A 19,968-nucleotide genomic window follows, 5' to 3' on the forward strand; every position below is an offset into this window, starting at 1 on the left:
GGCGCGATTTCAGGCCTATCGCTAGGGCCATCACGCGGTTAAGACGCTGGCTGGACGACCGGAGCTGACACAACAGGGGGATCAGGCACCATGGCCGACGAAAACACCACCCAGAACAAGGGCGGTTTCACCGCGCGCGAGGCGCTGTTCTATCACGAGACGATCCGGCCGGGTAAGCTGGAGATCGTCGCGACCAAGCCGATGACCTCGCAGCGCGACCTCTCCCTCGCCTACTCGCCCGGCGTGGCCGTGCCGGTGGAAGCGATTGCCGCCGATCCCGCGCTCGCCGCGCGCTACACCGCCAAGGGCAACCTTGTGGCCGTGATTTCCAACGGCACCGCGATCCTCGGCCTTGGCAATCTTGGTGCGCTGGCATCGAAGCCGGTGATGGAAGGCAAGGCGGTGCTGTTCAAGCGCTTCGCCGACGTGGACTCGATCGACATCGAACTCGCCACCGAAGACCCGGAAGCCTTCATCAACGCCGTCGCGCTGATGGAACCGACCTTCGGCGGCATCAACCTTGAGGATATCAAGGCGCCCGAATGCTTCATCATCGAAGCCGCCCTGCGCGAGCGGATGAAGATTCCGGTGATGCATGATGACCAGCACGGCACCGCGATCATCACCGCCGCCGGCCTGCTCAACGCCTGTCATATCACGGGGCGCGATTTCAAGGACGTGAAGGTGGTGGTGAACGGCGCGGGCGCAGCGGCGATTGCCTGCACCGCGCTGATCAAGGCGATGGGCGTGCGCCACGCCAATGTCATCATGTGCGACCGTTCGGGCCCGATCACCCCCGATCGCGAAGGCGTGGACCAGTGGAAGAGCGCGCACGCGGTCGCCACTTCGGCCACCAGTCTCGAAGAGGCGCTGGTGGGCGCGGACATCTTCCTCGGCCTGTCGGCGGCAGGCGCGCTGAAGCCCGAGTGGGTCAAGAAGATGGCCGACAAGCCGATCATCTTCGCGATGGCCAACCCGACGCCGGAAATCATGCCCGATGAAGCCAAGGCGGTGCGCCCCGACGCCATCGTCGCCACCGGCCGCAGCGATTTCCCCAACCAGGTCAACAATGTCCTCGGCTTCCCCTTCATCTTCCGCGGCGCGCTGGATGTGCAGGCGACCACGATCAACGAGGAAATGAAGGTCGCCGCAGCCAAGGCCATCGCCGAACTCGCGCGCGAGCAGGTGCCCGAAGAAGTCGCCTCGGCCTATGGCAAGAACCACAAGTTTGGCACCGACTACATAATCCCTGCCCCGTTCGATCCGCGCCTGATCGAAGTCGTCTCCTCGGCCGTCGCCAAGGCGGCAATGGATTCGGGCGTGGCGAAGACCCGGATCGAGGATTTCGACGCCTACCGCGTCGCACTGCGCAGCCGCCTCAACCCGACCACTTCGGTGCTGACCGGCGTCTATGAAAGCGCGAAGGCGAACCCGAAGCGCATGGTGTTTGCCGAAGCGGAAGAAGAAGTTGTGCTGCGCGCCGCGATCCAGTTCCGCGATTTCGGCTATGGCACGCCCATTCTGGTGGGCCGCACCAAGGCGGTGATCGACAAGCTGCACCAGCTTTCGGTGAGCGATCCGGGCAGCTTCGAAATCCAGAACTCGGCCGACAGCGAGCATGTGCCCGCGATGGTCGACTATCTCTACAAGCGTTTGCAGCGGCGCGGCTTCACCCAGCGTGATGTGCGGCGCATGGTCAATCAGGATCGCAACGTGTTTGCCTCGCTGCTGGTGGCGCTGGGCCACGGCGACGGGATGATCACCGGCATGACCCGCACCTTCGCGCAGACCGTGCGCGAGGTGAACCTTGTGCTCGATCACAAGCAGGACGCGCTGCCCTTCGGCATCCACATGATGATCGGCAAGAACCACACGACGTTCCTTGCCGACACCACCATCAACGAACGCCCCGACGCCGTGGCGCTGGCCCATATCGCCAAGGAGACCGCTGCGGTCGCCCGCCGCATGGGCCACGAACCGCGCGTTGCCTTCCTCTCCTATTCGACCTTCGGCAATCCTTCGGGCCAATGGCTCGATTCGATCCGCGATGCGGTGGCGATCCTCGACCGCGAGGAGCCGGGCTTCGAATATGAAGGCGAAATGGCGCCGGATGCCGCGCTCAATCCCAAGGTGATGGCGCTCTATCCCTTCAGCCGCCTGTCGGGTCCGGCCAATGTGCTGGTGATGCCGGGGCTGCAATCGGCCAACCTCTCGGCCAAGCTGCTGCGCGAACTGGGCAGCAACGCGACCATCGGTCCGATGCTGATCGGGATGGAAAAGCCGGTGCAGATCGTCCCGATGACCGCGAGCGTGCCCGATGTGCTGACGCTGGCCGTTCTCGCAAGCGCGGGCGTGGTGGGGTGAGGATCGCCAGCGCGGGGCTCGCCTATTGGGCGGTGGTCTTCGCGCTGGGGTTTTTGCTGGGCACCATCCGGGTGCTGTGGCTGGCACCGCTTGTCGGGCTGATCCCGGCGACCGCGCTGGAATTGCCGTTGATGCTGGGAGCGAGCTGGCTGGCGAGCGGCTGGCTGCTGCGGCGCTTTGCCATAAGGAACCGCGGCGCGGCGCTGGCGATGGGGCTGCTCGCTTTCGCGCTGCTTATGCTGGCCGAATGCACACTGGCCGTCACATTGACGGGTCAGAGCCCGGCGCAATGGCTCGCTGGTTTGCGCCAGCCGCACGCGCTGCTCGGGCTTGCGGGGCAGATCGTCTTTGCGCTGATGCCATGGTGGCGGGTGCAGAAGGCGTGAAGGGGGGCGCAAAGGGCTCGATTCCAGACCCCCTCTAGCCTCCGTTTGACCCCGGGATGACCTCGCGATGGGCCGGTCGGGGCAATGTTTCACGTGAAACATTTGCCCCCTTTGCGGCCCTATTTTCGCCGGAACCGGAAGTACCACACCTCGTGCCCATAGACCGTGCGGGCCTTGTGCTCGTAGCGGGTCTCGGGCCAGCCTGAAGGGCGCACCTGCCAGTCGGCGGGCTTTTCGACCACCCACTCGAACAGATCCGTGTGGCGCTGCATCACCATCAATGCATGGCGCAGGTAGACGGCATGATCGGTGCCGAAACGGAACTCGGCCCCAGGCTTGAGCTTGCTCGCAAACAGCCGCACCGGCCCGTCGTTCATCATCCGCCGCTTGGCATGGCGCGCCTTGGGCCAGGGATCGGGGTGGAGCAGATAGAGCATCGTCAGCGCCCCGTCGGGAATGCGCTGGAGCACCTCCAGCGCGTCGCCATGATGGAGCCGGACATTAGCGAGGCGCTGGTCCTCGATATGGGTGAGCGCCTGGGCTACGCCGTTGACGAAGGGTTCCGCGCCGATGAGCCCGTGATCGGGCAGGAGATCGGCGCGATAGGCGAGATGCTCGCCCCCGCCGAAACCGATCTCGAAATGCAGCGGGCGGTTATCGCCGAACAGCACCTCGGACGTGACCGGGCCTTCCGCCGGCACGCTGATCTTCGGCAACAGGTTATCGACCAGTCCCTGCTGGTGCTTGCGCAATTTCTTCCCGACGCTGCGGCCATAGAGCCGCGCAATGGTGGTCGGATCGCCTTCCTTGAACGCTGTCATGGGCGCAGGCGTTGGCATCCGGTCTGTCAGGGGTCAACCGGCACGTGTTGCGGTGGCGCGCCTGCCACCTGCGCCCTTGCCCAAAAAAATCGTGCTGGACGCTCTGACAGGCCTGTGGTGAGCAACGACCATGTCACCCTCGCCCTCAACGCCAGCAATCCCGCTTGATGCGCTCAACGACAAGGAGCTTGAAGTTCTGCGCCTGCTGGCGGCGGGGCATACCGTGAAGTCAATCGCAGTCGGACTGGATCGCTCGGAAGCCTCGATCAACGAGCGGCTGCGCGAGGCGCGGCGCAAGACCGGAGTCGGCAGCAGCCGGGAACTTGCGCGGCGGCTCGATGCCCAGAAAATCTGGGACAGGAAAATCGATCTACCCGGCGCGGCATTGTTGTCCGAGACCCAAGCCGCGCCGCCGCCTGAACGCGGCCGCTGGTCGAAAGGACAGATGATGATGCTGATCGCAATTCCGCTCGCAGCCGCAGGACTGCTGCTCACTGCAACGAACCCCCTTGAGCTCGGCGAGAACCCCGGCCCTGCTGCGGCGACCGCCGCCGCGACATCGCAGCTCGCCGGGCGATGGTCCCTCGATGTCGAGAAAATTCCCGCAGACGAGCGGCCCCGTGCCGTCACGATTGCCTTCACCCCCGCAGCAGACGGTCGCTGGCACACCGTGGTGTCGGTGGAGACCCCAGACGGCACGCTTCGCAAGGCGGAATCGACCGCGGGGCTCGATGGGGTCGCCGTGCCGGTAGAAGGGTCAATGGCCGGGATCGATTCGGTATCATTGCGCCAGCCCGAGCCCGATACGCTGGTGATGACGCTGGGCAAGGCGGGACAGCGGGTCTCCACCCGCGTCTACACCGTGGCGGATGGCGGCAAGAGCATGACCGAGACGATCGTCTGGGCTGCAGATGGCATGCCCGACATCGTTACGACGACCTTCAATCGCATCGGCTGAAACAGAACGCCCGGAGTGTTTCCACCCCGGGCGTCCGAATTTACTGAAGAGCGCTGACACGGCCCGCAGAGGCCGCAAGGCCAACCGGCCGCCCGCAGCTGCTCGCGCGAAGCGCGAACCGCAGCGAGGACGAGGGCGCGGAGGCGCCCTCGCAACGAGTTACGCCGCTTCCATTTCCTCGTTCGGGTCGCGCAGCACGTATCCGCGGCCCCACACGGTCTCGATGTAGTTCTCGCCGCCACAAGCCAGCGACAGCTTCTTGCGCAGCTTGCAGATGAACACGTCGATGATCTTGAGTTCGGGCTCGTCCATCCCGCCATAGAGGTGGTTGAGGAACATTTCCTTGGTCAGCGTGGTGCCCTTGCGGAGCGAGAGAAGCTCCAGCATCGCATATTCCTTGCCGGTGAGGTGCACGCGGGCGCCATCGACTTCGACCGTCTTGGCGTCGAGGTTCACGGCGAGCTTGCCGGTGCGGATGACCGACTGCGAGTGGCCCTTCGAGCGGCGCACTACAGCGTGAATGCGGGCAACGAGTTCTTCGCGGTGGAACGGCTTGGTCACGTAATCGTCAGCGCCGAAGCCGAAGCTGCGCACCTTGGAATCCATTTCGCTGATGCCCGAAAGGATCAGCACCGGGGTCTGCACCTTGGCGACGCGCAGCTTCTTGAGCACGTCATAGCCATGCATGTCAGGCAGGTTCAGATCGAGCAGGATGATGTCGTAATCATACAGCTTGCCGAGATCCAAGCCTTCTTCGCCGAGGTCGGTCGAGTAGACGTTGAAGCCTTCGGTGGTGAGCATGAGCTCGATTGCCTTGGCAGTGGTCGGTTCGTCTTCGATCAGCAGCACGCGCATGGCTGGTCCCCTGTTTGCCCCTGGTAACCCCCGCTTAGGAGAGGTTTCCGTGAATTAACCACGACGCTTCTCACCAAAAAAGGTTAATAAGAGGTTTAAGGCGTTAACGTTTCGAAGTGAGTCTTTCGAGTCACACCCCGAAAAGCCCCCTTCCGCCCCCGTGATAGGGCTTACCGCCCGCACCGCCAGTCAGGGAAAAGTCCTAACGCGCCCCCGCCAGCTTCTTGGCGCGGCAGCGTTCGGCGCTGGCGGATATGAGTCCAAACATCGCTAATTGCATCTGCGCGCATCAGATCGAGCTATCGCTTGAGCTGCCGACCATGCTGAGCCTGTAGTCTTCAAGGTATTTGTTGAAGTCATAGCTGTCGTGCTTAGGCAGCTTCGTTTTTGAACCGGCCTCGTTCAATATGAATGGTGCAAACATGTAGTCTGACCGATCATCAAGGAAGGACTCGCAGAACCCGAGCAGCGTCTCCCAAACGATCGGCTCCCGCTTGCCGCCAAGCAATGCTTCTTTCCGGCTATCAAGGGATTTGGGTGTTTGGGTGTCAATCCAGAGATTTGGGTAGGGTGCGCCGCCGATCACGCCCTTCAACAAGGCATCCCCGGCATAAAACACTCCCAAACCGCGGGTGATCGCTGGGGAGTGATCAACACTTTGTGCTCCTTCGAAGAGCTTGGGCGCGTGAGGATTCCCGATATCCCCTCGTTTGCTCAAATGGTCGAGGACAGACTTATGGCTGACAAATCGGTTGTCGAGCCCATGTCCTTCCATTGCCCATTGGTTATCCGAGTCTCGGAATGGCAAAGCGGACAGTGCCATCAGATATGCAAGGTCCAGGCTAACCGGCATTCGTGCTGTCGTCGCAAAATTCTGGATCCGGAAACCTCGATCAATGCCAGGACCGATGAAATCAACAGGGGCATCCCAATCTGCTTCGCGGTAAAATTTTTCGATAATTGCCGTATTTTTTAGAAACGGATATTCAGAACTGGACCAGAGATTAGCAGCTCTCTTGAAGTCCTCTAACGTCATTGCTCGACTCATTTTGCCGATTTCTGTAATTTCCTCCTCACTCTCCTTCCCAACAATTGCACGATTTCGCACTGGAAATCCAGCTATCCATGCGGTGCACTTTACATCAAGGCCAGTATTGCCCTCTTTGAACCAGTTCCGCATGTCCCGCACGGTCTTTAGAGCGGTTTCCATTCATTCCGGCTCATATCCGCAAGATTTGAAGTAATTGGCGCATTCGGCAGGCTGGAAGATGTCGACGAGCCGGCCGATCAAGTCCCACAACCCGCTGACGGTTCGCTCACCCGCCTTGCGGAGCATGGCTTTGAGCCGGGAGAATGCCTTCTCGATAGGGTTGAAGTCCGGGCTGTATGGCGGGAGGAAGCGCAGCGTTGCACCGGCCGCTTCGATCCTTTCCTTCACTGCCGCCCGTTTGTGGCTCGAGAGGTTGTCCATGATGACCACGTCACCGGGTTGCAACTCGGGCACCAGAACCTGCGCCACATAGGCTTCGAACCAGTCGCCGTTGATCGGCCCGTCCAGCACCATCGGCGCGACCATGCCGGTCATTCGCAGTCCCGCGACCAGCGTGGTGGTCTTGCGGTGGCCGTGCGGGAAGCCCATCCGCAGCCGCTCGCCCTTCGGGCAGCGGCCATGGCTGCGGGTCATGTTGGTGGCGGTCCACGTCTCGTCGATGAAGACGAGGCGTTCGGGTTCGAGATCGATCTGGCCGTCGAACCAATGCTGCCGTTGCCTCAGGACGTCGGGACGGTCCTGCTCGATCGCGTGGCCGGTCTTTTTTTGCGCGTGATCCCGTGACGCACGAAGAAGCGATGCACCGTGCCGATACCGACCAGGGCCCCACGCTCGATCAGCCGCGCCTGAACCTCGACCAGGGTCATGTCGCCTTGCTCGGCGATCAGCTCCCGAATGAAGCCGCCGTGCGCTTCGATCTTGCCTGAATGCCGGTCACCGCCGCGCGGCTTGGCAACGGCCCGGCCATGCTCAAGCGCTCTTCGCCGCCAGCGGATCGCGCTCGACACGCTGACCCCAAAGCGCGCCGCCGCCGCGTGGCAGCTCAGGCCGCCATCAATCGCTGCAACGACCCTGTCCCGAAGATCCTGTGAAAGCGTTCGTGCCATCCGTGCTGGCCTCCTGCCACCAGCAGGAAGTCTGAATCACAACGGCGCCGCGAAGGGAATCCCTGACGAATCAGATCGTGTGGAAACCGCTCTAGCCAGGCGTCGAGCGTGAGCCATATCTGGTTTTCATGGCCGAGCACCTTCCAGAACAGAATTTCATCGCCAACCGTCTTCCAACGGCAAGGTCGTGCCCCTGCGTAGATCGAGAATAATCTATGCGAATTTTTGCTGTGTTGATCAATGAGATCAATTGCTTCTTTCCAGTGGGCAAAGAAGCCTTCTTGCATGCGATCATAGAATTGTTTGATGTATCGGGACCAATCCCGACCGCTCGCATTCTGCGCAATAAGTGGCTGCTTGAATTGGGTCGAACCAACTATATCGGCGCTCAAAAAGAGCTTCAGTTTAGGGGAGAGCGCTTCCTGAAAGCATCTCCGCAGAAAGGCATCATCACCTTCGTGAACACCTGAGCGATCGGCACTTTCGAGACTCAAACCCGCCCCCTTCAACCTCAGAACCCACAATCAAGCTTCAGGCCCCTTCAAGCGGCTCGAATTCAAGCGGCACGTCAGCCCATTTTTGCCACAACAAAACAGCTTCTACTGGCACTTCAAAATGAGCAGCGATCATATGCTTGTCGCCGTCAAATTTCTCTTCGACTTCCTTGTATTCGCTGTCCGGGATTAAAATCATCGCGCCAAGCGTGGAGTCTGGCGCGGCTTCTAGCCTGTCTATCTGGCTCATGGCCTTGCATGCGCGATCCGGATTGCCAGCAAAATTATCGACAGAGTCTCCAGCCGCCTCACATTTGGCTGTCACCACTTTTACCATGGCGCGGCCCAAAAGCGCCGCCTTCAGCAAACGCTTGCGATTTTCCAGATGCCAAGGATTGCTGTCGATAGCAGAAGTTGCTTCGATAATTTGCTTCTTTTGATCATCGGACAGGAGCCAGCCAAACTTGCCATTCCCTTTCGAGAGGTCATCAACAAATTGATCAACATCCACTCGGCGTGTGCTCAAACCGCCGAGTTCCTGCCAGATGCTCGCAAGTGCAGCGCCAACTTTTACAGGTGGGGAGGATGATGCGGACGAAGGCTCCGACACAGTCGATTCTCCAATGAACGCAGCGCTCAATGCGCAGGAAGCCCTAATTTTGCAAGATTTCTTGCTGTTATCAGTTAACTTTTTCCCCGGGATCAACGCGCGCCCGCCAGCTTCTTGGCGCGCCGCCGCTCCGCGCTCGACCCCAGACCGATTGCCTCGCGATATTTGGCCACGGTGCGGCGGGCGAGATCGAAGCCTTCCTTCTGGAGCATCTCGGCCAGTTGCTGATCGGACAGGATGTCCTTGATCGTTTCGGCATCAATCAGCGCCTTGATCCGCGCCTTGATCGCTTCGGAGGAGGCCCCCTCGCCATCGGCTGACGCCACCCCGCTGGTGAAGAAGTATTTCAGCTCGAAAGTGCCGCGCTCGCACCACAGGTACTTGTTGCTGGTGACCCGGCTGACGGTGCTTTCGTGCATCTCGATCTTCTCGGCCACCTCGCGCAAGGTGAGCGGGCGCAGTTCGGCAACGCCGCGGCGGAAGAATCCGTCCTGCTGGCGCACGATTTCGGCGGCGGTCTTGAGGATGGTCTTCTGGCGCTGGTCCAGCGCGCGGATCAGCCAATGCGCATCCGCCAGCTTTTCCTTGAGCCAAACCTGCGATTCGCGGTTGCTCGGCCCGGCATTGAGTTCGACGTAGTAGCTGCGGTTGACGATCAGCTTGGGCAAGGTGTCTTCGTTGAGCGCAATCTCCCACCCCCCGCTCGCATTGGCGGTGAGCAGGATATCGGGCACCACCGTGCTGGTGGCAGAGGGCGCAAAGGCAAGCCCGGGGCGCGGATTGTAGCTGCGCAGTTCGCGCAGCATGTCGGCAAAGTCCTCGTCATCCACGCGGCACAGGCGTTTGAGCCGCTCGACTTCACCGCGCGCGACCAGTTCGAGATTGTCGATCAGCGCCTTCATGCAAGGATCATAGCGGTCCGCCTCGCGCGCCTGGATGGCGATGCATTCAGCGAGGTTGCGCGCCCCCACGCCGGACGGGTCGAGCGTCTGCACCAGCCGCAGCGCGGCCTTGGCATCGAAGATATCGACCCCGAGATCGTCGGCCACTTCGTCCAGCGGAGTGAGAAGATAGCCTGCCTCGTCGAGCAGGCCGATGACGTGGCGGGCAATGAAAGCGGCCTGCGGATCGGAGGTGGCCGCGCCGATCTGAGCTTCGAGATGCTCGGCGAGCGTCAGTTCGGCGGCGTGGAGCTGTTCCCAGTCGGGCAGCTCGTCGAAGTCTCCTCCGCTGGCGGAGGCCGCGCCCCATTCGGCATCGCGGGCCGAGCGCGCCTCGCCATCGCCGGTGTCCCAGTCGCGGTCCACGGAAGACAGATCGAGCGGCGCATCGCCCTCGCCGCCGCCTGCCAGCATCAGCTGATCGGCGGTTGCATCCTCGCCCGCCGGAGCCGCGATCTCGCCGCGTTCCGGTTCGTCGGGCGCAGGCGTGGCGGTGTCCAGAAGGGGATTGGCCTCCATCGCCTCGGCAATGAAGGTTTCGATTTCGAGGTTGGAGGCCGCCAGCAGCTTGATCGCCTGCTGCAATTGCGGCGTCATCACCAGCGATTGCGTCTGCCTGAGATCGAGGCGCGGGCCTAATGCCATCGCGAAACGCTAAAGCGTGAAGCTCTCGCCCAGATAGAGCCGGCGCACGTTCTCGTCCGCGACCAGCTCCTGCGGGCTCCCGGCAAACAGCACCTGCCCGCCATAGATGATGCAGGCGCGGTCGACGATATCGAGCGTTTCGCGCACGTTGTGATCGGTGATCAGCACGCCGATGCCGCGCGCCTTGAGATCGCGCACCAACTCGCGGATATCGCTGATCGACAGCGGGTCGATGCCCGCAAAAGGCTCGTCGAGCAGCATGATCGAAGGCTTGGCCGCCAGCGCCCGGGCAATCTCGCAGCGCCGCCGCTCGCCACCGGACAGCGCCATCGCCGGGCTTTCGCGCAGGCGGGTGAGACCGAATTCGTCGAGCAGCCGCTCCAGCTCGCCCGCGCGGGTGGCGGCATCGGGCTCGACCAGTTCGAGCACGCAGGTGATGTTCTGCTCCACCGTCATGCCGCGGAAGATGCTGGTTTCCTGCGGCAGATAGCCAAGGCCGAGGATCGCGCGGCGATACATCGGCAGCTTGGTCACATCCTCGCCATCCATCAGGATGCGGCCCGAATCCGGCTTCACCAGCCCCATGATCGAATAGAAACAGGTGGTCTTGCCCGCGCCGTTGGGGCCGAGCAGGCCGAGCACTTCGCCCTTGGCCACGGTCAGCGAGATATCGGTCAGCACCGCGCGCTTGTCGTAGCTCTTGGCGATCGAGATCACCTCAAGCCCGCTTCCCAGCGGCTGGCTGGTGGCGGAGGCTTCCGCCGCCGGTTCGGTGAGAGTGGACTCGGTCATCACCGCTGGTCTTTAGCAGCCCTGAAGCCCTAGGAAAGACTTCGCACGCGTTTGGCAGGATTTTTGCTTAGTCGCTGTTGCGCGCACGGGACAGCGGCGCGCGCGGGACAAACTCCGCGCCATTTCCGCCGCTTGCTGCGGCTCACTTGCGCACCGCGCAACAAAGCGAGGAATTTGCACCCCGTGTTGCAACTTCCGCCGCGCTTTGCGATACTCCCCCAGCACAAAAACGTCGGGGAGCGACGACATGGGGAAAGCATCGGGGCAGCACGAAGCACAGGCGACCGCCAAGACGCGGGCGCGCGACTGGCGCCGATCGATGAGCGATCATGTCGCTTACGGCCTGCTGGTCTACACCGGCTTGCAGATCTTCGTGACCGTCAAAGCGCTGAGCGAAGGCACCTCCGGCGTGTTGCCCTATCTTGCCCTGATCGTACTGGTAGCGGGGATCATTCCGGCGCTGCGCTGGTTCGAACGGCGCTGGTCCGGCCTCGATGACGCAGAGGCGGCCGATGAAGCCTATGCCCCAGCCTTCAAGCGCGACATCACCGCGCTGTGGCTGCTGGCTGTCGGCCTGCCGTTCTTCCTCACCGCCCTGTGCAAGGCGGTTTTGAGTATTGTCTGATTTGTATTTCGCATCGCCTCCGCGATGCGAAATCCTCCCTCACGCGGCCTGACGGCCCCGTCGCTGCGGGCGGCCATTCGGCCTTGCGGTCGCTAGCGCGACCGCAATCAGCACTTCACCGATGGGTTGGCACTGGCCTCGGGCGCCCTGCGCCCGCGAGCGCACGCGCGCGAGCCGCAGTTGCCCCGTGGCCTTGGCCACGGGAATAGCACCGAGGATGAACCCGCGGAGGCGGGTTCACTACTTGGCAGCGTACCGCTCGATCGCCTCGATGGTGACCTTGCGCGCTTCGGCGGCATCACCCCACTTGCCCACGCGCACCCACTTTTCGGTTTCGAGATCCTTGTAGTGGGTGAAGAAGTGCTCGATCTGCTGGCAGATGATGTCGGGCAGATCGCCGGTTTCCACCACATCGGCGTAATAGGGGAAGGTCTCGTTCACCGGCACGCAGACCAACTTTTCATCGCCGCCCTGCTCGTCTTCGAGGTTCAGCACGCCGATCGGGCGCGCACGCACCACGCAACCCGGAATGAAGGGCGAGCGCGAGATCACCAGCGCATCAAGCGGATCGCCATCGGGCGAAAGGGTGTGCGGCACGAAGCCGTAATTGGCCGGATAGCGCATCGGCGTGTGCAGAATCCGGTCCACGAACAGCGCGCCGCTCTCCTTGTCGAACTCGTACTTCACCGGCTCCCCGCCGGTCGGCACTTCGATGATGACGTTGAGATCGTTCGGCGGGTTCTTGCCGGTGGGAATCTTGTCGATGCGCATGGATGTTCTCTTTTGTGTTGTTTGGCAGGAGAGGTAACGCGCGGGCCTTTAATCCGTGCCACAGGATTGCGAAAGGGGCCGCGTGGCCCTAATCGCGCGGGACTATGGGCAAGAACACTCCCCAAGCGATCCGCGGGACGCAGGACATTTTCGGCACCGAGGCCGAGGCTTTCGCCTTCGTGGTCGAAACCTTCGAGCGCGTGCGCCGCCTCTATCGCTTCCGCCGGGTGGAAATGCCGGTGTTCGAAAAGACCGAGGTGTTCGCGCGGTCCTTGGGCGAGACGACCGATGTGGTGTCGAAGGAAATGTATTCCTTCGAGGATCGCGGCGGCGAATCGCTGACGCTGCGCCCGGAGTTTACGGCGGGCATCGCACGCGCCTTCCTCACCAATGGCTGGCAGCAATATGCGCCGCTGAAGGTCGCCACCCACGGCCCGCTGTTCCGTTACGAGCGCCCGCAAAAGGGCCGCTACCGCCAGTTCCACCAGATCGACGCCGAGGTGATCGGCGCGGGCGAGCCGCAGGCCGATGTCGAGCTGCTCGCGATGGCGGATCAACTGCTGCGCGAGCTGGGCATCCATGATGTCACCCTCCACCTCAACACGCTGGGCGATGCGGAGAGCCGCGAGAGATGGCGGGCTCAGTTAATCGTATATTTTTCTAATATTCGAAGTGAGCTGTCCCATGAATCACAAGAGCGGTTGGATAAAAACCCACTCCGCATACTAGACAGCAAGGATCCCAAGGATCAGATGTTGATTAGGGGCGGCCCTCAAATTGACAGCTTTTTGTCTGACAAAGCGTATAAATTCTTCATGGAGGTTCAACGAGGCCTTGATGATGCAGGGGTAAAGTATCTGCGTTCTGGAACCCTCGTGCGCGGGCTCGATTACTATCGCCACACCGCGTTTGAATTCATCCCCGACGAGGGCAGCGCCTCGGCCGAAGCTTTGGGGAGCCAGAGCACGGTGCTGGGCGGCGGACGCTATGACGGGCTGATGGAATCGCTCGGCGGCGCGCCGACGCCTGCTGTGGGCTGGGCTGCGGGGATCGAGCGGCTGGCAATGCTGGTGGGGTCGCGGGAGGAGGACCTTCCGGTGGTCGTCATCACTTCAGAGCATGATGACTGTTTGCGCGATGTGTGGAGACTAGCTGCGGCGTTCAGGCGAACAAACGTCAGCGTAGAGGCAATCTCTACCGGAAGCAGAAGAAAGCGCTACGACAAGGCTCAATCACTTCGCCCTCAGATTGTCGTGCTGGTAATCCCACCCGAAGGCGAATTCGATTGTGACATGTTAATCGAGATAAAGCGCGGCAGAGGTGCAGGCCAGGTCTCGCCGCATGAAACTGAGGCGCGTGCGGCTGACTACATGAGCAAATTCGGTGTAGTTGTTCCTGCGCAGATTGGACGTGATCGCGGCTTCGACTTGCAGTTCAGCTGGCCGAAAGACTCGGTCTGAGTCGGAAGAGATATGCAAATCCCCCCCGAACGCCTGGAGCAGATCGCGCACCGCTTTGCGGAGCTGGAAGCGCGCATGGCGTCGGGCACGCTGGAGGGTGACGCCTTCGTCCGTGCCTCCCGCGACTATGCCGAACTCGAGCCGGTCGCGAAGATCGCAGCCGAAGTGAAAGCCGCGCGCGAGGAGATGGACGGGCTCACCGAGATGCTCGCCGATCCCGAGATGAAGGCCATGGCCGAGGAAGAGCTCGCCGCGCTCAAGGCCACTCTCCCCGATATGGAGCGCCGCCTCGCCATCGCCCTGCTGCCGCGCGATTCTGCCGACTCCAAATCCGCCATGCTCGAAATCCGCGCTGGCACCGGAGGCGATGAAGCCGCGTTGTTCGCGGCCGATCTCTACCGGATGTATGAACGCTATGCCGCCGAGCAGGGCTGGCGCGTCGAGCCCGTCAGCGTCAACGCGAGCGACATCGGCGGCTACAAGGAAGTGATCGCCAATGTCACCGGCGCAGGCGTCTTCGCCAAGCTGAAGTTCGAAAGCGGCGTCCACCGCGTGCAGCGCGTGCCCGTGACGGAGAGCGGCGGGCGCATCCATACCTCGGCGGCGACTGTGGCGGTGCTGCCCGAGCCGGACGAGGTGGATGTCAGCATCGAGGACAAGGACCTCAAGATCGACGTCTACCGCGCGAGCGGAGCGGGCGGCCAGCACGTCAACACCACCGATTCGGCGGTGCGCATCACCCACCTGCCCACCGGCACTGTCGTCACCTGTCAGGACGGGCGCAGCCAGCACAAGAACAAGGAAAAGGCGATGCAGGTGCTGCGCACGCGCCTCTATGATGCGCAGCGCGAGGCCACCCAGGGCGCCGAGGCCGAAGCAAGGAAGGCGATGGTCGGCAGCGGCGATCGCTCGGAACGCATCCGCACCTACAACTTCCCCCAAGGCCGCGTCACCGATCACCGCATCGGGCTGACCCTGCACAAGCTGGAGGAAGTGCTCGCCGGGCCGGGCCTTGCCGAACTGGTCGGCGCGCTGATCGCCGAGGACGAGGGCAAGCGGCTGGCGGCGCTCAGCGAATAATGACCATCGGCGAGGCGATCCGCGCGGCTGCCGAGCGGCTTGCCGCGACCAGCGATACCGCGCGGCTCGATGCCGAATTGCTGATGGCGCATCTGGAGGGCGTGTCGCGCTCCGAATTGCTGCTCTATCGCCTGCGCGAGCCTGCCCCGCCGGGCTTTGCCGCACTGGTCGAACGGCGGATGACGCACGAGCCGGTCGCCTACATCACCGGGCGGCAGGAGTTCTGCGGCCTGCCCTTGCGCGTCACCCCCGCCACCCTGATCCCGCGCGGGGATAGCGAGACGCTGGTCGAAGCGGCGCTGGCGCTGAAGCCCGATGCGCTCCGGGTGCTCGATCTGGGCACGGGTTCGGGCGCGCTGCTGCTGGCGGTGCTGGCCCATTGCGGCGCGGCGCAAGGCGTGGGGCTGGACCGCAGCGAGGCCGCGCTCGATGTCGCCCGCAGCAATGCGGAATCGCTTGGGCTGCGTCCGCAGGCGCGGTTCGAGACGGGGGACTGGCACGCGGCCGGATGGGCCGATGATCTGGGCACCTTCGACCTCGTCCTGTGCAATCCGCCCTATGTCGAGGCCGATGCCGCGCTCGACCGCCAAGTGCAGGCCTTCGAGCCCGCCAGCGCGCTGTTCGCCGGGCCCGAGGGGCTCGACGATTATCGCGTGCTCATCCCTCAGCTGCGCGCGCTGATGAACCCGGGCGCCGGGGCAATCCTCGAAATCGGCGCGAATCAGGCTGATGCGGTCGCCGCCCTCGCCGATGCTGCGGGCTTCAGCACCGAGCTGCGCCGCGATCTGGCCGGGCGCGCAAGGGCGCTGGTGCTTAGGGTCAGGACCACTTAACCGCGCCTTCGAGGTTTGAGTCAAAAGGGCCCAGCGCAAGGAGGTGAGGTGCAGAAATATGTCGATATTTCAAACCGAACCGACGTGGCGATGGGCCCTTTTGGCCAAATCCCTGCGGGACGGCGGAATGGCTTCCATCTCGGTCCGCCTCGCGCTTGGAAAGGCCACCAGCCTTCCCGGCGCGCGAAACGACCCGATCTGTTCGCCATTCCGTCGCCTCGACGGCGTGGTTAAGTGGTCCTGACCCTCCGTGAGGAATTGCGCCGCAGGGCTTGGCAAACCGGTTTCGTCTCGCTACGTGTCGGCATAGGCCAGACGATCTGCGAAGGGCGCAAATCGCTGGGCCAAGCTCCAAAACTCAGCTGAACCGGCCGTCAGGGCATGCCCCCGGCCACATCAGCGCGGAGCGCGCAACACAGGTTGGCAAGGCCCATCGGTGCGGCGCAAGGGCAAGGGGTCTGTTGACCGCGCAGGCAGGCATTTTTTGCAGCCGGTCGCTGATTAAGGAACAATTTCCTTGAATAACAATCGGAATAACCGTCGCCGCGGGCGCGGTAATCGCTCTCAGGGCGGCAACGGCAACCAGCTCAACCGGATCGACAGCCGCGCGCGCGGCAATGCCCCGCAGCTGCTCGAAAAGTACAAGAAGCTCGCGCAGGACGCCCACCACAATGGCGATCGCGTGCAGATGGAATATTACCTGCAGTTCGCCGATCACTATTTCCGCGTGATTGCCGACAACAAGGCCCGTCAGGACGAGCAGCGTGGACCGCGCCGCAATGACGAGCGCGATCAGACCGAGGATTTCGGCGACGAGGACACGGATTTCGGCTCCGGCCGCCGCAATGACCGCGGCCAGCGCCAGCGCCGCGACGATCGCGAGCTCGAACCGCGCGGGATCGAGGAAGGCGATTACGGCCAGGAGGGCGAGCCCTTCCTCACCGGTGACGAGGGCGAAACCGCCTCCGACAGCGATACCGACAGCGACTTCGATTTCCGCCCCGAGCCGAGGAGCGAATCGCGTCGGCGCCAGCAGCAGCCGCGCCGCCAGCGCGAGGATGCGCCTGCGGCAGAGCGTGGCGAGAAGTCCGAGCAGCGGCGGCGCAAGCCCCGCAAGTCGGGCGGCGAAGACCGTGCCGGGATCGACAGCTCGATCCTCCCGCCGTCGATCCGCGGGGATGACAGCGGGTCAGGCGAAAGCGGCGGCGCGCTCGAAACGGTCGACTGATCCGCGATGATTGAACGGCTGGCGGCGGTTCCTGCGCTGGCGCAGCGTTTTCCGGCGCTGGCCGCCATCGTGCTGGGACTGGTCGCCGCCTGCGCCTACCCGCCACTGCACCTCTGGCCGCTCGGCCTTGCCGCGCTGGCGGGCTTCGTGTGGCTGATCCATTCGGCTGAAACGTGGCGCGGCGCATTATGGCGCGGCTGGGTTTTCGGTTGGGCCCACCTGACGCTCGCCAATAACTGGATCGCCACAGCCTTTACCCATCAGGCCAAGATGCCCGAGGTGCTGGGCTGGGCTGCGGTGCCGCTGCTGTGCATCTACCTCGCATGGTATCCCGCCTTCGCCGCGCTGGTCGCGCATCTGCTGACGAAGAAGCGCCCGCTTTGGGCCTTCGGGCTAGTGTTGGCCGGGGCTTGGATCATCACCGAGTGGCTGCGCGGTTGGGTCTTCACCGGCTACCCTTGGCCTCCGCTGGGCCTGATGCTGCTGGGGCCGTGGAACACTCCGGGCTTGGCGGAATTGCTGCGCTGGACCGGCACTTATGCGCTTTCGGGCGTCGCCGTGGTGATAGCGAGTCTGATGCTGGGTGCGCTGCTGGCACGGCGTTGGGTTGTCGCTGGCTCGGGCGCTCTGGCCATTGCGGCGGCAATGTTGATCCCGGGACATGCCCCTATCAAGCCCCAGATCGCGGGCCTCCGCTACACCCTCGTCCAGCCCTACATTCCGCAGTCCGAAATCAACGACGCGAGCAAGTTCGAGGAGCAGTTCCAGCGCATCGCCGCGCTCACCAATCCCGGGCGCAAGGAGCAGCGCATCGTGCTGTGGCCCGAAAGCGCGATCCCCGATTACCTCGAGGACGGCTATCCGGAGCGCTACTATCTCCAGATGACCGCCGCAGCCGACCCCGATTTTGCGCGGCGGCGCATCGGCGGGATCATAGGCCCGCAATCGACCTTGCTGACCGGCGTCGTCAACCTCGACATCGGCAAGCGCGAAGACGGCACAAGGGGTGCGGTGAGCGCGCGCAATTCGGTGATCGCGATGAATGGCGCAGGGCAGATCACCCACTCCTATGCCAAGGCGCATCTGGTGCCTTACGGCGAATATCTGCCGATGCGCCCGCTGCTGGAGCCGCTCGGCCTGTCGCGGCTGGTGGCGGGCAGCATCGACTACAAGGCGGGGCCGGGGCCGCGCACGATGGATCTTGGCAAGCACGGCAAGGCAGGCATCCAGATCTGCTACGAGATCGTCTTCTCGGGCCATGTCGTGGATCGCAAGAACCGCCCCGACTACATCTTCAACCCCTCGAATGACGGCTGGTTCGGCTGGTGGGGTCCGCCGCAGCATCTGGCACAGGCGCGGATGCGCGCGATCGAGGAGGGGCTGCCGGTGCTGCGCTCCACCACCACCGGGATTTCTGCGGTGATCGACGCGAACGGCGTGGTGCGCGACAGCATCGGCATGGGCAAGGCCGAGGCGATTACAGGCTTTGTGCCCAAGGCGAAGCCGCCGACGCTGTTCGCGCAGTGGGGACACGCTTTGACGCTGGGCTGGGCCGCAGTGTTCCTTATCCTCGGCCTCGGCTTGCCGAGAGTGCTTGCGCTCACCCGTCGGCGCGGCTAGAGCGGCCGCGCAAGAAGCCGGATATAAAGGTTTCCTTATATCTCTATAAGGTCTCCATAACCGGCAGGAACCGCACTCTCAGCCCCCGGGGGAACCATGCGCACCGAATATCTCTTCACGTCCGAAAGCGTTTCCGAAGGCCACCCGGACAAGGTTGCCGACCAGATTTCCGACGCAATCGTCGATCTGTTCCTGTCGAAGGACCCCGAAGCGCGCATCGCCTGCGAGACCCTGACCACCACCCAGCTGGTGGTGCTGGCAGGCGAAATCCGCTGCAAGGGCGTGTATGAGGCGGACAACGAGGCGTGGAAGGATAACGGCTACTGGGCGCCCGGCGCCAAGGAAGAGATCGCAAAGGTCGTCCGCGCCACGGTGAAGCGCATCGGTTACGAGCAGGACGGCTTCCACTGGGACAAGTTCGAATTCATCAACCGCCTGCACGGCCAGTCGGCGCACATTGCGCAGGGTGTGGACGCGGGCGCGAACAAGGATGAAGGCGCGGGCGATCAGGGCATCATGTTCGGTTACGCGACCGACGAGACCCCCGATCTGATGCCGGCGACGCTCTACTACAGCCACAAGATCCTCGAGCGCATGGCTGCCGATCGCCACTCGGGCGCGGCCCCCTTCCTCGAGCCCGATGCCAAGAGCCAGGTGACCCTGCGCTACGAAGGCTCGCTGCCGGTCGCCGCGACCGCTGTGGTGGTCTCGACCCAGCACGCCGAAGGCTATGACGAGGGCGAGAAGGAAGCCGAGCTCCACGCCTATGTGAAGCGCGTTGTCTCGGAAGTGATCCCGCCGGTGCTGCTGCGCGAGACCGAATACTTCATCAACCCGACCGGCAGCTTCGTGATCGGCGGGCCGGATGGTGACGCAGGCCTCACCGGCCGCAAGATCATCGTCGACACCTATGGCGGCGCGGCTCCGCATGGCGGCGGCGCGTTCAGCGGCAAGGACCCGACCAAGGTGGACCGCTCGGCGGCCTACATCACCCGCTACCTCGCCAAGAACGTGGTCGCCGCGGGCCTTGCCACGCGCTGCACCATCCAGATCGCCTATGCGATCGGTGTGTCGAAGCCGCTCTCGCTCTATGTCGATACTCACGACACCGGCACCGTGGGCGACGACAAGATCGAACAGGCGATCCTCGGCATTGCCAAGCTCGGCGGGCTGACCCCGCGTTCGATCCGCACGCATCTCGGCCTCAACAAGCCGATCTACCAGCCGACTGCGGCCTATGGCCATTTCGGCCGCAAGCCGGAAGGCGATCTGTTCCCGTGGGAGCGGCTCGATCTGGTTGACGATCTGAAGGCCGCACTGGCCTGATT

Annotated in this window: 19 protein-coding genes; 10 read left to right on the forward strand and 9 right to left on the reverse strand. The window is 63.2% G+C overall.

Annotation, left to right across the window (positions count from 1 at the left end; translation table 11 throughout):
• Nucleotides 1-90 precede the first annotated feature (90 nt).
• Nucleotides 91-2,364, forward strand: coding sequence for an NADP-dependent malic enzyme (locus tag RSE14_RS08320; protein ID WP_324072644.1), 2,274 nt, complete (start codon nucleotides 91-93; stop codon nucleotides 2,362-2,364).
• On the forward strand, nucleotides 2,361-2,750 hold the full coding sequence (locus RSE14_RS08325) for a hypothetical protein (protein WP_324072648.1): 390 nt from the start codon (nucleotides 2,361-2,363) through the stop codon (nucleotides 2,748-2,750). The genes RSE14_RS08320 and RSE14_RS08325 overlap by 4 nt, the downstream gene beginning before the upstream one ends.
• Nucleotides 2,751-2,869: 119 nt before the next feature.
• Here RSE14_RS08325 and trmB read toward each other — a convergent pair whose 3' ends face one another.
• Complete coding sequence (gene trmB / locus RSE14_RS08330) at nucleotides 2,870-3,571, reverse strand: tRNA (guanine(46)-N(7))-methyltransferase TrmB (RefSeq protein ID WP_324072650.1); 702 nt, start codon at nucleotides 3,569-3,571, stop codon at nucleotides 2,870-2,872.
• 130 nt (nucleotides 3,572-3,701) lie between these two features.
• On the opposite strand from trmB, the gene RSE14_RS08335 reads away from it, so the two are divergent.
• Nucleotides 3,702-4,529: a helix-turn-helix domain-containing protein gene (locus RSE14_RS08335; protein ID WP_324072652.1), complete on the forward strand. Its 828-nt coding sequence runs from the start codon at nucleotides 3,702-3,704 to the stop codon at nucleotides 4,527-4,529.
• Between the two features lie 159 nt (nucleotides 4,530-4,688).
• On the opposite strand, the gene ctrA is transcribed toward RSE14_RS08335, so the two are convergent.
• The 7 genes from ctrA to lptB all read right to left on the reverse strand — a co-directional run bounded on the left by ctrA (nucleotide 4,689) and on the right by lptB (nucleotide 11,023).
• Nucleotides 4,689-5,384, reverse strand: coding sequence for a response regulator transcription factor CtrA (gene ctrA, locus RSE14_RS08340; protein WP_324072654.1), 696 nt, complete (start codon nucleotides 5,382-5,384; stop codon nucleotides 4,689-4,691).
• 289 nt (nucleotides 5,385-5,673) lie between these two features.
• Nucleotides 5,674-6,594, reverse strand: coding sequence for a hypothetical protein (locus tag RSE14_RS08345; RefSeq protein ID WP_324072656.1), 921 nt, complete (start codon nucleotides 6,592-6,594; stop codon nucleotides 5,674-5,676).
• Nucleotides 6,595-7,541 (reverse strand): IS630 family transposase gene (locus tag RSE14_RS08350; RefSeq protein ID WP_324072659.1). Its coding sequence is split into 2 segments (ribosomal slippage): nucleotides 6,595-7,205 and nucleotides 7,205-7,541, totalling 948 coding nucleotides; the frame shifts between segments, so codons are not numbered across the junction. It lies immediately after the preceding gene.
• On the reverse strand, nucleotides 7,478-8,035 hold the full coding sequence (locus RSE14_RS08355; protein ID WP_324072661.1) for a hypothetical protein: 558 nt from the start codon (nucleotides 8,033-8,035) through the stop codon (nucleotides 7,478-7,480). Before RSE14_RS08355 ends, RSE14_RS08350 begins: the two co-directional genes overlap by 64 nt.
• 37 nt (nucleotides 8,036-8,072) lie before the next feature.
• Nucleotides 8,073-8,675: a hypothetical protein gene (locus tag RSE14_RS08360; RefSeq protein ID WP_324072663.1), complete on the reverse strand. Its 603-nt coding sequence runs from the start codon at nucleotides 8,673-8,675 to the stop codon at nucleotides 8,073-8,075.
• Nucleotides 8,676-8,737: 62 nt separating this feature from the next.
• Nucleotides 8,738-10,231, reverse strand: a complete 1,494-nt coding sequence (gene rpoN / locus RSE14_RS08365; protein WP_324072665.1) for an RNA polymerase factor sigma-54 — start codon at nucleotides 10,229-10,231, stop codon at nucleotides 8,738-8,740.
• Nucleotides 10,232-10,240: 9 nt separating this feature from the next.
• On the reverse strand, nucleotides 10,241-11,023 hold the full coding sequence (lptB, locus tag RSE14_RS08370) for an LPS export ABC transporter ATP-binding protein (RefSeq protein ID WP_324072667.1): 783 nt from the start codon (nucleotides 11,021-11,023) through the stop codon (nucleotides 10,241-10,243).
• 247 nt (nucleotides 11,024-11,270) lie between these two features.
• On the opposite strand from lptB, the gene RSE14_RS08375 reads away from it, so the two are divergent.
• Entirely contained in the window at nucleotides 11,271-11,648 is a 378-nt protein-coding gene (locus RSE14_RS08375) for a hypothetical protein (protein ID WP_324072669.1), read from the forward strand.
• Nucleotides 11,649-11,888: 240 nt separating this feature from the next.
• On the opposite strand, the gene ppa is transcribed toward RSE14_RS08375, so the two are convergent.
• Nucleotides 11,889-12,419 carry an inorganic diphosphatase gene (gene ppa / locus RSE14_RS08380; RefSeq protein WP_324072671.1) on the reverse strand — a complete coding sequence of 177 codons (531 nt, stop codon included), beginning with the start codon at nucleotides 12,417-12,419 and terminating at the stop codon, nucleotides 11,889-11,891.
• Between the two features lie 104 nt (nucleotides 12,420-12,523).
• Here ppa and hisS point away from each other — a divergent pair, with 104 nt between their 5' ends.
• From hisS to metK, 6 genes are all read left to right on the forward strand, one after another.
• The gene (gene hisS / locus RSE14_RS08385) at nucleotides 12,524-13,879 is read left to right on the forward strand and encodes a histidine--tRNA ligase (RefSeq protein WP_324072673.1); all 1,356 of its coding nucleotides are present in this window, start codon (nucleotides 12,524-12,526) and stop codon (nucleotides 13,877-13,879) included.
• 12 nt (nucleotides 13,880-13,891) lie between these two features.
• The gene (gene prfA, locus RSE14_RS08390; RefSeq protein WP_324072675.1) at nucleotides 13,892-14,959 is read left to right on the forward strand and encodes a peptide chain release factor 1; all 1,068 of its coding nucleotides are present in this window, start codon (nucleotides 13,892-13,894) and stop codon (nucleotides 14,957-14,959) included.
• Entirely contained in the window at nucleotides 14,959-15,792 is an 834-nt protein-coding gene (gene prmC, locus RSE14_RS08395; protein WP_324072677.1) for a peptide chain release factor N(5)-glutamine methyltransferase, read from the forward strand. The genes prfA and prmC overlap by 1 nt, the downstream gene beginning before the upstream one ends.
• Nucleotides 15,793-16,309: 517 nt before the next feature.
• Complete coding sequence (locus tag RSE14_RS08400; protein WP_416379338.1) at nucleotides 16,310-17,020, forward strand: DUF4167 domain-containing protein; 711 nt, start codon at nucleotides 16,310-16,312, stop codon at nucleotides 17,018-17,020.
• Between the two features lie 6 nt (nucleotides 17,021-17,026).
• Nucleotides 17,027-18,640, forward strand: a complete 1,614-nt coding sequence (gene lnt / locus RSE14_RS08405) for an apolipoprotein N-acyltransferase (protein WP_324072680.1) — start codon at nucleotides 17,027-17,029, stop codon at nucleotides 18,638-18,640.
• A gap of 96 nt (nucleotides 18,641-18,736) precedes the next feature.
• The gene (metK, locus tag RSE14_RS08410) at nucleotides 18,737-19,966 is read left to right on the forward strand and encodes a methionine adenosyltransferase (RefSeq protein ID WP_324072683.1); all 1,230 of its coding nucleotides are present in this window, start codon (nucleotides 18,737-18,739) and stop codon (nucleotides 19,964-19,966) included.
• Nucleotides 19,967-19,968: the final 2 nt, after the last annotated feature.

Origin of the sequence: Erythrobacter sp., assembly GCF_035194505.1 — a bacterium.
Taxonomy (GTDB): Bacteria; Pseudomonadota; Alphaproteobacteria; order Sphingomonadales; family Sphingomonadaceae; genus Erythrobacter.